This is a genomic window from Cedecea sp. AS113 (assembly GCF_037152415.1).
Lineage (GTDB): Bacteria > Pseudomonadota > Gammaproteobacteria > Enterobacterales > Enterobacteriaceae > Cedecea.
In genome coordinates, this window is sequence record NZ_JBBCMI010000004.1 from 237536 (window position 1) to 251578 (window position 14043).

Genomic DNA, 14043 nt, shown 5'->3' on the forward strand with positions numbered 1-14043 from the left:
TTATCCTCTTCCTGCGAGCGCGGTGACGCGGTCATATGCGGCCCCGCTGCGCAATACATCCAGCACTTTTTTGGCGTTAGCCTTCAAGTCTTCATGGCCGTGCAATCGCATCAGCATCGCAACGTTAGCCGCGACGGCAGACTCGTGCGCGGTCTCACCTTTACCTTGTAGCAGGCGAGTCAGAATGTCACGGTTTTCTTCCGGCGTGCCGCCCGCCAGTGCTTCCTGGTGATAGGCCGGAAGGTCGAAATCGGCGGCGGTCAGCTGGTAGCTTTTGATTTCACCCTGATTCAGTTCGGCGACCAGCGTCGGCGCATGGAGCGACACTTCATCCATGCCGCCGCTGTGAACCACAGCTGCGCGTTTATAGCCGAGGACGCGCAGGGTTTCAGCAATCGGCAGCACCAGTTCCGGGCTGTAGACGCCGATCAGCGCCAGCGGCGGATGCGCCGGGTTAATCAGTGGCCCCAAAACATTGAACAGGGTGCGCGTTTTCAACTGCTGGCGAACCGGCATCGCGTGGCGGAAACCGGTGTGGTACTTAGGCGCAAACAGGAAGCAAACGCCCAGCTCGTCCAGCGCTTTACGGGAAGCATCCGCGTTCATTTCCAGGTTGATGCCAAACGCTGCCAGCAGATCGGAGGAACCCGAACGGCTGGAAACGCTGCGGTTGCCGTGTTTGGCGACCTTTAGCCCGACCGCGGCGGCAACAAAGGCGCTGGCGGTGGAGATGTTAATGCTGTTGCTGCCGTCGCCGCCGGTGCCGACGATATCGGCAAACTCGTAGCTCGGGCTTGGGAACGGCGCGGCGTGCTCAAGCAGGGCAGATGCGGCGCCGGCAATTTCGTTCGGGTGTTCACCGCGCACCTTCATGCTGACCAGCGCGGCCGCCAGCTGTTCTGGCTTCAGCTCACCGCGAACGATGGCGGAAAACAGCTGGTGGCTCTCTTCGCGGCTCAGGGTTTGCGCCTGATAAAGCTTGTCGAGGATCGGCTGCAGCGTATTGGCCTGCTTCAGCTTCTGCAGCGCCCAGTCGAGGGTCTGCTCCAGCAGGCGAGCGCCGTGGCTGGTGAGAATGGATTCCGGGTGGAACTGGAAGCCCACAACCCGGTCAGCCTCGTGGCGAACCGCCATCACCATGCCGTCGAAATGCGCGTTGATGGTCAGGCCGGCAGGGATGTTGCTGCCCACCAGGGAGTGATAGCGCGCCACCGGCAGCGGGTTAGGCAGCCCGGCAAACATCGCTTCGCCGTCATGGGAGATAGAAGAGGCTTTGCCGTGCAGGATTTCGCCCGCCTGGCCGACGTAGCCGCCGTAAGCCTCCACAATGGCCTGGTGGCCGAGGCAAATGCCAATAATCGGCAGTTTACCGCGCATTCGTGTCAGTAATTCCGGCATGCAGCCCGCTTCGCTTGGGGCACCTGGCCCAGGGGACAGCATCAGCACCGGGTTATCCATGGTGGCCAGGCGTTCGATCAGCGTTTGTGCCGGGACGTGGTTACGGTAAATCACCACGTTGTGGCCGTTCGCGCGCAGCTGGTCCGCCAGGTTATAGGTGAATGAGTCGATATTATCGAGCAGCAGAATGTCAGCCATTAGAAAATCTCCTGGGCGTGATGCGCGGTAGCAATGGCGCGCAAAACAGCGCGGGCTTTGTTGCGGGTTTCGTCGGCTTCGGACTGCGGGTCTGAATCAAGGACAACGCCAGCGCCGGCCTGCACGGTGGCTATGCCGTCTTCGACGTAGGCTGAGCGGATGACGATGCAGGTATCGAGGTCGCCGTGGGCGGTGAAGTAACCCACCGCGCCGCCGTAGCTGCCGCGACGAACGCCTTCGGCCCCGGCAATCAGCTGCATCGCACGCACTTTCGGCGCGCCGCTCAGGGTGCCCATATTCATACAGGCGCGGTAGGCGTGCAGCACGTCCAGGTCGTGACGCAGCTCGCCGACAACACGGGAAACCAGATGCATCACGAAGGAGTAGCGGTCGACTTTGGTTAAATCCGCCACGTAGCGGCTGCCCGGCGTACAAATGCGGGCAAGATCGTTCCGCGCCAGGTCAACCAGCATCAGGTGTTCTGAGAGTTCTTTATGGTCGGTACGCATTTCCAGCTCGATGCGGCTGTCCAGGTCTCGATCCAAGGATCCGTCGGCGCGGCGGCCACGAGGGCGGGTGCCGGCAATCGGGTAGATCTCAATCTGGCGATTCGTCGCATCGTATTTGAGCGAGCTTTCCGGGGAAGCGCCGAACAGTGTGAAATCGTTGTCCTGCATAAAGAACATGTACGGGCTTGGGTTGCTCTTCTTCAGCGTCTGATAAGCCGCCAGCGGTGACGGGCAAGGCAGCGAGAAGCGGCGGGACGGCACAACCTGGAAAATTTCACCGATGCGAATGGCTTTTTGCATCTGGCGCACAACTGCCCCGAACTCTTCGTCTGTCTGATTGACATCGCAGCTCATGTTCTCAACTTTCTGCACCGGCAGGGCAGCAGGCTCTTCACTGATTTGCTGGCGCAGCTGTTCGGTGCGTTTCTGCAGGCGTTGTTTTTCGCTCACGGAAGGCGTAAAGAGGCTGGCCTGAATGCGGGTTTGTTTTTTCTGATGATCGATGGTCAATAAGGTTTCGGCCAGGTAGAAGCAGTAGTCCGGGCAGCGGTTGTCCTGTTTAAGCTGCGGCAGGTCCTCAAAACCGGCCACCAGGTCGTAGGCAAACAGACCGCCGAAGAACATCGCATGGCGTTCATCCGCGGGCACGCTCACCAGTTCCTGCATAATGCGGAATGCGTCAAAGACCGACAGCGAGCACAGGCGCGCGTCTTCATCTAATAACGTGCTGACCGTTGGGAAGCGAAGGGTGCGGCCATCCGGGAAGTGCTCGTTTTCGACACCAGCCGGCAGGGCGGCATCCAGCAGAGGCAGCAGGGAAGCGCCGTTAGCAGACAAGGCCTGTAAGGTGACGGTGTCACCTAAGGCCGTAATGCGCATGGCGCTATCGACCAGCAGCAGGCTTTTTAAGTCGTCTTTGCTGTCGATGTCTGCGGACTCCAGCAGCAGCGTCGCAGGGCGCGCACCGCACAGCTGGTGGAAAAGGGCCGTTGGGTTTTCACGGTAGGCAGCTTCGCTGCTCAGGAGTTCAAGTGCCGGTTTTTGTGTTTGCATTTTAGTTCTCAAATTTTGTTCAAAAAAAAGCCCGCATCGTTGGCGGGCCTGGTATCTGTGCTGTTAAACAGCGTACGCGATCGCACCGCCCGAGTTCAGGGAGTACGCCACCAACCGTGCAGGGAATTCATCGCTTTCATTTCAGATACCTCGTCATGTGAACTTTCGTACTAGTAAACTGGTTCGCGGCTGTATTGTCAATACTGATTTTTTAAAATAGCCGATTATCGTTATCATGGGCCGCTAAATTTCTGTTTATCCATTCTGGAGCCATTTTGAGCGAGCCCACCCTGGCCACGATCCACGATTTACACAGCCACACTACCGCCTCGGACGGCCTGTTGTCTCCTGAAGCTTTGGTTAATCGCGCCGTAGATATGCGCGTCACGGTACTTGCCATTACCGATCATGACACCGTGGCGGGTCTGCCTGCCGCAAGGGCTGAAATCCAGCGCCTGAATTTACCGCTACAGTTAATTAGCGGCGTTGAAATCTCCACCGTCTGGGAAAATCACGAAATCCATATCGTTGGCCTGGGTATTGATGAACAGCACCCGGCGCTGAAGCTTTTTCTTGAACAGCAAAGTGAACGCCGCAGCCAGCGCGCCGTAATGATTGCCGAACGTCTGGATAAAGCGCGTATTCCCGGTGCGCTGGAAGGGGCAATGCGTCACGCAGGCAGCGGGGCAATTACCCGCGGGCATTTCGCTCGTTTTCTGGTCGAGCAGGGCAAAGCCAGCAATATGGGCGATGTTTTCAAAAAGTATCTGGCTAAGGGGAAAACCGGATACGTTCCGCCCCAGTGGTGTACAATAGAACAAGCTATTGATGTGATTCATCATTCTGGCGGGCAGGCGGTGCTGGCGCATCCAGGGCGCTACGGCCTGACCGCAAAATGGCTAAAACGACTGCTGGCGCACTTTGCCGAACACGGTGGCGATGCCATGGAAGTTGCGCAGTGCCAGCAGGCTCCCAACGAACGTACACAGCTTGCGAGCTACGCTAAGCAGTTTAATCTGCTGGCGTCGCAGGGGTCTGATTTTCATCTACCCTGCGCGTGGATTGAACTGGGCCGTAAGCTGTGGCTACCGGCGGGCGTTGAGCCCGTCTGGCAGCACTGGGAGCAGAGCCGCATCGCTAAAGAGAGGGCAGTATGAGTCAGTTTTTTTATATCCACCCGGATAACCCGCAGCCGCGCCTGATTAATCAGGCCGTCGATATTATTCGTAAAGGCGGGGTCATTGTTTACCCTACCGATTCCGGCTATGCGCTGGGCTGCAAGATTGAAGATAAGGGCGCCATGGAGCGCATTTGCCGCATTCGTCAGCTCCCTGACGGCCACAACTTTACCCTGATGTGTCGGGATCTGTCGGAGCTGTCGACATACGCCTTCGTCGACAACGTGGCATTCCGTCTGATTAAAAACAACACGCCGGGGAATTACACCTTTATCCTGAAGGGCACCAAAGAGGTTCCCCGTCGCCTGCTGCAGGAAAAACGTAAAACTATCGGTTTGCGCGTGCCGTCAAATCCGATTGCGCTGGCGCTCCTTGAAGTGCTGAATGAGCCGATGCTGTCGACTTCGCTGATGCTACCGGGTAGCGAGTTTACCGAGTCCGATCCTGAAGAGATCAAAGATCGCCTCGAGAAAGTGGTGGATCTGGTTATCCACGGCGGCTATCTGGGGCAGCAGCCCACCACGGTTATCGATCTGACTGAAGACGCGCCGGTTGTTATGCGCGAGGGCGTCGGGGACGTTAAACCTTTCCTGTAAGGAAATCGCTATGGCCCGATTTAACATTGATGTTCTGGCTTCTCAATGCGGCGTGACGCCCGCCAATATTCGTAGCTGGCAGCGTTATGGGTTGATCAAGCCGCAGGTGGATGAGAACGGGCACCGTTTTTTTGATTTTACCCACTGTTCGCAGGTCGCCGCGATTGTTGGCTGGCTTGAGAAAGGGGTAGCTCTGTCGGATATGCTGGCGCTGCTGAAAGGCGAGAAAATGTCTCCGCCTTTCAGATGGCTCGACGTTCAGGAAGCCCTGCTGGCGCAGTGTGAGGCGATGCAGCCGGCGAAGTTGAGGGCGCTTATCTGGCGCTATGGCCGCGAAGTCCCGCCCGTTATTTTTATTGATGAGGTTATCCGCCCGCTGAGACTATGGCTTAACGCTGATGCACAGCAGGAACAGGCGATGAATAGCGCATTGCTTGATACGGCGCTGATTGAATATGCGACGTTCGTCCTGGCCAGCGGGCGTAAGCGCCCGGGCGGCAGTCTGTTTATTCTGGCGCTGTCGCTAAAAGATCCCGTCGAGCTTTGGCTGGAAGGGATCCGTTTTGCCAGCGACGGTTTTTGCGTTGAGGTCCTTGACCGCGGCATTCCCTGCCCGGATCTTAGCCGTATTCATGCGGACCACATTATGATTTGGGCCGATAAGGCGCTGGATGCTAACCAACAGGCACAGTATCACCGCTGGCTGAAGAGCGGAATTCCTGTTTTTCTGGGAGGCAGTGAGGCCGCCAGAGGAAATAAAAATGTGGCTACTCCGCGCAATTGTGCTTCCGGCGAGCAAGCTGCACTGCTGGATACTCAGAGCCAGCGGTGAGCAAATCTGGAAACGGGTTTTCACTCCATTTACGTTAAAATTCGTGTAGTATGTGCGGCCACGATGCTGTCAGCGGTTTTCCTGCATTGCCGGGCAGCCATTCAAATTCGTATTTATACTTCATCAGGCCCATGCCTTTTGATTTCAAAGTATCTGAGACGCCTGTGAAGGCGACACCCGAGGAAGCTCAATGAGCGAAAAGTTACAAAAAGTGCTGGCTCGCGCTGGCCATGGTTCCCGTCGTGAGATTGAAACCATTATCTCTGCAGGCCGCGTAAGCGTTGACGGTAAAATTGCCACGCTGGGCGATCGCGTTGAAATTACCCAGTCGCTTAAAATCCGCATCGATGGTCATTTGATCTCCATCCGTGAATCAGCGGAACAGATCTGCCGCGTGCTGGCCTATTACAAGCCGGAAGGTGAGCTCTGTACCCGCAGCGACCCGGAAGGGCGCCCAACCGTTTTTGACCGTTTACCAAAGCTGCGCGGTGCACGTTGGATTGCCGTTGGGCGTCTGGACGTGAATACCTGTGGTTTACTGCTGTTCACCACCGACGGGGAACTGGCAAATCGCCTGATGCACCCAAGCCGTGAAGTGGAGCGTGAATACTCCGTACGCGTGTTTGGCCAGGTGGATGACGACAAAGTAAGACAACTGTCTCGTGGCGTGCAGCTTGAAGATGGCCCGGCGGCGTTCAAAACCATCAAGTTCACCGGCGGGGAAGGCATTAACCAGTGGTATAACGTGACCCTGACCGAAGGCCGTAACCGTGAGGTTCGTCGCCTGTGGGAAGCTGTCGGTGTTCAGGTGAGCCGCCTTATTCGCGTGCGTTACGGTGACATTAAGCTACCGAAAGGCCTTCCGCGCGGGGGCTATACCGAGCTTGATCTGGCGCAGACAAACTACCTGCGTACGCTGGTGGAACTGCCGGAAGAAACCAGCAGTAAAGTGGCGGTAGAAAAAGATCGCCGCCGCATGAAAGCGAACCAGATTCGTCGTGCCGTGAAGCGTCACACCCAGGTGACCGGCGGTAACCGCCGCGCCAGCAGCAGCCGTAATAACGGCAGCGGCAGCTAAATCTTAACCCCTCTTTTGAGGGGTTTTTTATTAGTAATCAATACCCATCTGCGCCTTCACCCCGGCGTCAAACGCATGCTTAACCGGGCGGAGTTCGCTCACCGTGTCGGCCATCTCCAGAATATCGCGGTGGCACCCGCGGCCAGTCACAATCACTGTCTGATTCGCCGGGCGGTTAGCCAGCGCGCTTAAGACGTCTTCCAGCGGCAGATAATCATAGGCCACCATGTAGGTCAGCTCGTCGAGGATCACCATATCCAGCGTGGCGTCTGCCAGCATTCGTTTGCCGTGCTCCCACACCGCAAGACAGGCGGCGGTATCCGTTTCCCGGTTTTGCGTTTCCCAGGTAAAGCCTGTCGCCATCACCTGAAACTCAACCCCGTGTGGCTCCAGCAGATTACGTTCGCCGTTCGGCCACTGGCCCTTGATAAATTGAATGACGCCGACTTTTTGGCCGTGGCCTACGGCGCGGGTAGCGGTGCCGAATGCGGCGGTTGTTTTACCTTTCCCGTTACCGGTGAAGACTATCAGGATCCCGCGCTCCTGCTGGGCTTCTGCAATGCGCGCATCAACCTTTTCTTTCTGGCGCTGTTGGCGCTGCTGATAACGCTCTTCGCTCATTCTGAAATCCCCGGTTTACGGTTAGGCTGGGCATCAAAACTCATGCCGGTCTTACGGCGGCTGTCGTCGCCCATTAGCCAGAGATAAAGCGGCATTAAATCCCGGGGCGTTTTCAGTTTAGCCGGATCTTCCGTGGGGAAGGCGCTGGCGCGCATTGCGGTGCGAGTACCGCCTGGGTTGATGCAGTTTACGCGCAGGTTGTGCTGCTTATACTCCTCCGCCAGCACCTGCATCATGCCTTCCGTCGCAAACTTCGATGCGGCGTAAGCGCCCCAGCCAGCGCGGCCCTGGCGACCCACGCTTGAGGTGGTGAACACCAGAGAGCCAGATTCGGATTTAAGTAATAAAGGAAGCAAAGCCTGAGTCAGGAAAAAGGTCGCATTGACGTTCACCTGCATGACGGCCTGCCAGGTGTCGGGATCCTGCTTGTCCATCGACACGACATCGCCAAGAATACCGGCATTATGCAGGACGCCATCGAGGCGAGGAACCAGCGCACTTAGCTTGTTAGCCAGCGCATGGCAATCTGCCGACGTGGCGGTAGCCAGATCGAGCGTGAACCAGTGCGCAGGGAGCAAACCGTGAGACTGGATCTCACCGGCGACGGCGCGGAGCTTTTGCTCATTGCGCCCCAGCAAAATCACCGAAGCACCAAATCTGGCATAGGTGAGTGCGGCGACGCGGCCGATGCCATCGCTGGCACCGGTCACTAAAATAATGCGATTTTTAAGTAAATTATCTTGCGGCTGATAGTGCACGGTTTTACTCCTCGCGTGATGCAATATGCTCACGTCTTATTTCTCGTTAAGTTACCTGGCTTTATGCCTTAAAGACGGGCGTATTTCAATCAGTCAGCCGGAGACAATGCTAAGGATTAACATTTTGCAAAAATTTCCCCGAGCCAAATCTTTTAAGGATGCCCTCGTGCTGCCTTTATAGTTACTTACAGACGAACGTGTGCCCGCTCGGGTACACTGCGGAGATTAACAATGCTTGGTGATAAAGGCGGTAAATGTGGATCTGATTGCTGACTATGGACTTTTTTTGGCTAAAGCGGTGACCATCGTGGTGGCAATTGGTGCCGTTGCACTTATCCTGGTGAACGTTGCGCAACGTAAGAAACAGGGCCGGGGTGAACTAAGGCTGACGAATCTGAGCGAGCAGTATCAGGATGTACAGCAGGAGATGCAGGTCGCTATGCTCGACCCGCATCAGCAGAAGCTGTGGCTTAAAGAAGAAAAGAAAAAGCTTAAGCTCGAAGCGAAGCAGGCAAAGGCGCGGGCTAAACGTGGCGAAAAGGCCAGTTCAGGCAAGCCGACGCTTTACGTCCTCGACTTTAAAGGCAGCATGGATGCCCACGAAGTCAGCTCGCTCCGTGAAGAAATTACCGCCGTGCTATCGGTAGTTAAACCCAAGGATGAAGTTTTGCTGCGGCTGGAAAGTCCTGGCGGAGTAGTTCATGGCTACGGGCTAGCGGCATCACAGCTCCAGCGCTTGCGGGACAAAGCCGTGCCTTTAACCATTGCGGTGGATAAAGTGGCGGCCAGCGGCGGCTATATGATGGCGTGTGTGGCCCAGCGCATTGTGGCCGCGCCCTTCTCGATCATCGGCTCGATTGGCGTTGTCGCGCAAATCCCTAACTTCCATCGCCTGCTTAAGCGCAATGACATCGACGTGGAGCTGCACACCGCGGGGCAGTACAAGCGCACGCTGACCCTGCTGGGTGAGAACACTGAGCAGGGGCGTGAGAAGTTCAGGGAAGATCTCAACGAAACGCATCACCTGTTCAAACAGTTTGTCAGCAGCATGCGTCCGGGCCTTGATATCGAATCAGTGGCTACGGGCGAGCACTGGTACGGTACCCAGGCGAAAGAAAAAGGTCTGGTTGATGACGTGGCGACCAGCGACGATCTGCTGCTGGGGATGATGAAAGATTTTGACGCTATTAATGTACGTTATTTGCAGCGCAAAAAAGTGATGGACCGTTTCACCGGTAGCGCGGCGAACAGCTTAGATCGCCTGCTCTTACGCTGGTGGCAGCGTGGTGAAAAACCACTGCTGTAAAGCAAAAAAGCGAGGCGTTTAAGCCTCGCTTTTCGTTTAGCCCTGCAGCGAATACTTTTCTGACAGGACGTGGGCCAAGTGTTTAAACATATTAAACACCGCCGTACTCTTCGGCGTGGGCAAACCTTGTTCGTCCAGGAAGTATTCTCCACTAAAGACCAGCACGCCGTTTTTTTGCTCCACGCCGGTGGCTTCCATTCCGTGCAGGAAATCCTCATGTTCACGAATGATTTTGTTCGCCTCTGCGAGGAGGGATTCGCGGTCAATAGGCTGAGTTGTCTCTTGCATGATGTTCTCCTTAAAAAACTGGCGCTAGTTTACGTCCGCTTGAGGGAAAAGGGCAAATTTTCCCTGTAAACCCTGTGGCCTTAAAAAAGTTAACCGTGCTGGCGGGATCCGGTATTGCATGCTAATAAAGTTGCGTAACATATTTTATCAGGTAGAGTGTGACGCTTTCGCAAATCTGGCAACAGAATTGCTTGACATTCGACCAAACTTCCGTCGTGCTATGCCACTTGTTTGAGACTTTAGGCCTTCAATACCCGACGAGTGAGCCGTGGGTGTTGCAGGTTATTGAAAAAAAGAGTTGATCTCCTTCTACGCTGCCGCAATATAAAAAAGCGCGTCGCCAGTGGAAGGTGAAAATTTGCGACGTATTCCTGGAAGAATTAAATAGGTAAAGGTGAAAATGGGTAAAGCTCTCGTTATCGTTGAGTCCCCGGCAAAAGCCAAAACGATCAACAAATATCTCGGAAACGACTACGTGGTGAAGTCCAGCGTCGGTCATATCCGTGATTTGCCGACCAGTGGATCAACCACCAAGAAGAGCGCTGACTCTACCGCCGCCAAAGGGGCCAAAAAGGTCAAAAAGGATGAACGCGGAGCGCTCGTCAACCGTATGGGTGTCGATCCCTGGCATGACTGGGATGCTCATTACGAAGTGCTGCCTGGCAAGGAGAAAGTGGTCTCCGAGCTGAAATCACTGGCAGAAAAAGCAGACCACATCTATCTCGCAACCGACCTTGACCGCGAAGGGGAAGCCATTGCCTGGCACCTGCGGGAAGTTATCGGTGGCGACGACACCCGCTACAGCCGCGTGGTGTTTAATGAAATCACCAAGAATGCGATTCGTCAGGCGTTTGAAAAGCCCGGTGAACTGAATATTGACCGTGTGAATGCCCAGCAGGCGCGCCGTTTTATGGACCGCGTTGTGGGCTATATGGTGTCTCCGCTGCTGTGGAAAAAAATTGCGCGTGGCCTGTCTGCCGGGCGCGTTCAGTCCGTGGCCGTTCGCCTGGTGGTTGAGCGTGAACGCGAAATTAAAGCGTTCGTCCCGGAAGAGTATTGGGAAATCGATGCCAACCTGTCGACGCCGAAGGGCGATGCGCTGCCGGTACAGGTGAGTCACCATAAAGACAAACCGTTCCGTCCGGTTAACCGCGAGCAGACCATGGCGGCCGTTAGCCTGCTTGAAAAAGCGCGTTACACCGTTCTGGATCGTGAAGACAAGCCGACCAGCAGCAAACCGGGGGCGCCGTTCATCACTTCCACACTGCAGCAGGCTGCCAGCACCCGCCTTGGCTTCGGCGTGAAGAAAACCATGATGATGGCGCAGCGTCTTTACGAAGCGGGCCACATTACCTATATGCGTACTGACTCTACTAACCTGAGCCAGGACGCGGTGAGCATGGTACGCGGCTACATCGAAGAAAACTTCGGTAAGAAATACCTGCCGGCGGATGCCAATCAATACGCCAGCAAGGATAACTCTCAGGAAGCGCACGAAGCGATTCGTCCTTCTGACGTGGCCGTGCAGGCGGAAGCGTTAAAAGACATGGAGGCGGATGCCCAGAAGCTTTATCAGCTGATCTGGCGCCAGTTCGTCGCCTGCCAGATGACGCCAGCGAAATACGACTCCACCACGCTGACGGTGGAAGCCGGTGAGTACCGTCTGAAGGCGCGTGGCCGCACGCTGCGCTTTGATGGCTGGACGAAAGTGATGCCTGCGCTGCGCAAGGGGGATGAAGATCGCACCTTACCGGCGGTGAATCCGGGCGAATCTTTGACGCTGGTTGAACTGCTTCCAGCCCAGCACTTTACCAAGCCGCCCGCGCGTTTCAGCGAAGCGTCGCTGGTGAAAGAGCTGGAAAAACGCGGAATTGGCCGCCCGTCCACCTACGCCTCTATCATTTCAACCATTCAGGATCGTGGCTACGTGCGCGTTGAGAACCGCCGTTTCTACGCCGAAAAAATGGGTGAAATTGTCACCGATCGCCTGGAAGAGAACTTCCGCGAGCTGATGAATTACGACTTCACGGCGCAAATGGAAAACAGTCTTGACCAGGTGGCCAATAACCAGGCCGAGTGGAAAGGCGTGCTGGACAACTTCTTCACTGATTTTAGCGGCCAGCTTGAGAAAGCGGAGCAGGATCCGGAAGAAGGCGGTATGCGTCCGAACCAGATGGTTCTGACCAGCATCGACTGCCCAACCTGCGGCCGTAAAATGGGGATCCGTACCGCGAGTACCGGCGTGTTCCTCGGCTGTTCTGGCTATGCGTTACCGCCGAAAGAGCGCTGCAAAACCACCATCAACCTGGTGCCGGAGAACGAAGTTCTTAACGTGCTGGAAGGTGACGATGCGGAAACTAACGCCCTGCGTGCCAAGCGTCGCTGCCAGAAGTGCGGCACGGCGATGGACAGCTACCTTATCGATCCGAAGCGTAAGCTGCACGTGTGTGGCAATAACCCGACCTGTGACGGCTACGAAATCGAAGAGGGTGAATTCCGCATCAAGGGGTATGACGGCCCAATCGTTGAGTGTGAGAAATGTGGCTCCGAAATGCACCTGAAAATGGGGCGTTTTGGCAAGTACATGGCTTGTACTAATGACGAGTGTAAAAATACCCGTAAGATCCTGCGTAACGGCGAAGTAGCGCCACCGAAGGAAGATCCGGTGCCGCTGCCAGAGTTGCCGTGTGAGAAGTCTGACGCGTATTTCGTGCTGCGTGATGGCGCCGCTGGCGTCTTCCTGGCCGCGAACACGTTCCCGAAATCTCGTGAAACGCGCGCCCCGCTGGTTGAAGAGCTGCATCGCTTCCGCGATCGCCTGCCGGAGAAGCTGCGCTATCTGGCCGACGCTCCTCAGGAAGATCCAGAGGGGAATAAAGCGTTCGTTCGCTTTAGTCGTAAAACGAAGCAGCAGTACGTGGCTTCTGATAAAGACGGTAAAGCGACCGGCTGGTCAGCCTTCTTCGTTGACGGCAAATGGGTCGTTGGTAAGAAATAATTCTGCCTGAACCTGTGAAAACCGGAGCCTGTCTCCGGTTTTTTTATGGCGCCTTATATAACTCGTTTATTATCTTTTTATCCCATCTATACAAAGTAGCTATAACTGATATAGTGAGTAAAGCAATGTCAATTTTCGTTTTTTCTGCGTCTTAACCCCGCCCATTGCGCCGGGGCCTTTGACCCTGGACGGTAAGCTATGAAATTACAGCAGCTGCGTTATATCGTTGAAGTCGTAAACCACAATCTTAATGTCTCCTCGACGGCGGAAGGGCTCTATACCTCTCAGCCGGGGATCAGTAAGCAAGTTCGTATGCTGGAAGACGAACTGGGAATACAAATATTTGCCCGAAGCGGAAAACACCTGACCCAGGTTACGCCAGCGGGGCAGGAAATTATCCGTATCGCCCGTGAAGTGCTGTCGAAAGTCGACGCCATCAAATCCGTTGCCGGAGAACACACCTGGCCTGACAAAGGCTCGCTCTATGTGGCGACAACCCACACACAGGCCCGTTATGCGCTGCCTGGCGTGATTAAAGGCTTTATTGAGCGTTATCCTCGGGTTTCACTGCATATGCATCAGGGCTCGCCGACGCAGATTGCAGAGGCGGTTTCCAAAGGCAATGCCGATTTTGCTATCGCCACCGAAGCGCTTCATCTTTACGATGACCTGGTGATGCTGCCTTGCTACCACTGGAACCGCTCCATTGTGGTTACGCCCGATCACCCATTGGCTTCGAAAGAGTCGGTTAGCATCGAAGAGTTGGCGCAGTATCCGCTGGTCACCTACACCTTTGGTTTTACCGGCCGTTCCGAGTTGGACACTGCTTTTAACCGCGCAGGGTTAACGCCGCGAATCGTCTTTACCGCCACCGATGCCGATGTGATTAAAACCTATGTTCGCCTGGGACTCGGAGTAGGGGTCATTGCTAGCATGGCGGTAGATCCGATTTCAGACCCGGATTTAGTCCGTATCGAAGCCCAGGGCGTATTTAGCCACAGCACGACGAAAATAGGTTTCCGTCGTAGCACTTTCCTGCGCAGTTATATGTATGATTTTATTCAGCGTTTTGCGCCACATTTAACCCGTGACGTGGTGGATACCGCCGTGGCATTACGCTCGAACGAAGATATTGAAGCGATGTTTAAAGATATAAAATTACCCGCCAAATAATTCCCCAGGGTATCTTCGGCACATCCGAAGATACCCGAGTCATTATTAAACAAGAAT

The 14043-nt window shown here is 55.4% G+C and carries 12 protein-coding genes and 1 other annotated feature; of the genes, 7 read left to right on the forward strand and 5 right to left on the reverse strand.

Annotated features, from left to right (window positions below; genetic code table 11):
• Both trpD and WFN87_RS06930 read right to left on the reverse strand, forming a co-directional pair.
• Complete coding sequence (gene trpD / locus WFN87_RS06925; RefSeq protein ID WP_166992071.1) at positions 1-1596, reverse strand: bifunctional anthranilate synthase glutamate amidotransferase component TrpG/anthranilate phosphoribosyltransferase TrpD; 1596 nt, start codon at positions 1594-1596, stop codon at positions 1-3.
• Positions 1596-3158 carry an anthranilate synthase component 1 gene (locus tag WFN87_RS06930; protein ID WP_336707314.1) on the reverse strand — a complete coding sequence of 521 codons (1563 nt, stop codon included), beginning with the start codon at positions 3156-3158 and terminating at the stop codon, positions 1596-1598. The genes trpD and WFN87_RS06930 overlap by 1 nt, the downstream gene beginning before the upstream one ends.
• 21 nt (positions 3159-3179) lie before the next feature.
• Positions 3180-3277: a sequence feature (Trp leader region), on the reverse strand.
• Between the two features lie 138 nt (positions 3278-3415).
• On the opposite strand from WFN87_RS06930, the gene rnm reads away from it, so the two are divergent.
• The 4 genes from rnm (at position 3416) to rluB (ending at position 6842) form a co-directional block, all read left to right on the forward strand.
• Complete coding sequence (gene rnm / locus WFN87_RS06935) at positions 3416-4315, forward strand: RNase RNM (RefSeq protein WP_442892758.1); 900 nt, start codon at positions 3416-3418, stop codon at positions 4313-4315.
• Positions 4312-4932 carry an L-threonylcarbamoyladenylate synthase gene (locus tag WFN87_RS06940; RefSeq protein ID WP_008461305.1) on the forward strand — a complete coding sequence of 207 codons (621 nt, stop codon included), beginning with the start codon at positions 4312-4314 and terminating at the stop codon, positions 4930-4932. The genes rnm and WFN87_RS06940 overlap by 4 nt, the downstream gene beginning before the upstream one ends.
• Positions 4933-4942: 10 nt before the next feature.
• On the forward strand, positions 4943-5764 hold the full coding sequence (locus WFN87_RS06945; protein ID WP_336982314.1) for a MerR family transcriptional regulator: 822 nt from the start codon (positions 4943-4945) through the stop codon (positions 5762-5764).
• A 190-nt stretch (positions 5765-5954) separates the two neighbouring features.
• On the forward strand, positions 5955-6842 hold the full coding sequence (gene rluB / locus WFN87_RS06950; protein ID WP_008461308.1) for a 23S rRNA pseudouridine(2605) synthase RluB: 888 nt from the start codon (positions 5955-5957) through the stop codon (positions 6840-6842).
• Positions 6843-6872: 30 nt separating this feature from the next.
• Here rluB and cobO read toward each other — a convergent pair whose 3' ends face one another.
• Both cobO and WFN87_RS06960 read right to left on the reverse strand, forming a co-directional pair.
• Positions 6873-7463, reverse strand: coding sequence for a cob(I)yrinic acid a,c-diamide adenosyltransferase (gene cobO / locus WFN87_RS06955; protein ID WP_336982313.1), 591 nt, complete (start codon positions 7461-7463; stop codon positions 6873-6875).
• Complete coding sequence (locus tag WFN87_RS06960) at positions 7460-8221, reverse strand: YciK family oxidoreductase (RefSeq protein ID WP_039294082.1); 762 nt, start codon at positions 8219-8221, stop codon at positions 7460-7462. Before WFN87_RS06960 ends, cobO begins: the two co-directional genes overlap by 4 nt.
• A gap of 256 nt (positions 8222-8477) precedes the next feature.
• Between WFN87_RS06960 and sohB the strand changes: the two genes are divergently transcribed.
• A complete protein-coding gene (gene sohB / locus WFN87_RS06965) occupies positions 8478-9527 on the forward strand; it encodes a protease SohB (protein ID WP_039303636.1) in 1050 nt (349 codons plus the stop codon).
• 36 nt (positions 9528-9563) lie between these two features.
• Here the strand turns inward: sohB and WFN87_RS06970 are convergent, their stop codons facing one another.
• Positions 9564-9815 carry a YciN family protein gene (locus WFN87_RS06970; RefSeq protein ID WP_166863569.1) on the reverse strand — a complete coding sequence of 84 codons (252 nt, stop codon included), beginning with the start codon at positions 9813-9815 and terminating at the stop codon, positions 9564-9566.
• 400 nt (positions 9816-10215) lie between these two features.
• Between WFN87_RS06970 and topA the strand changes: the two genes are divergently transcribed.
• Positions 10216-12813 carry a type I DNA topoisomerase gene (gene topA / locus WFN87_RS06975; RefSeq protein WP_008461318.1) on the forward strand — a complete coding sequence of 866 codons (2598 nt, stop codon included), beginning with the start codon at positions 10216-10218 and terminating at the stop codon, positions 12811-12813.
• A gap of 198 nt (positions 12814-13011) precedes the next feature.
• Entirely contained in the window at positions 13012-13986 is a 975-nt protein-coding gene (gene cysB, locus WFN87_RS06980; protein ID WP_008461319.1) for an HTH-type transcriptional regulator CysB, read from the forward strand.
• Positions 13987-14043: the final 57 nt, after the last annotated feature.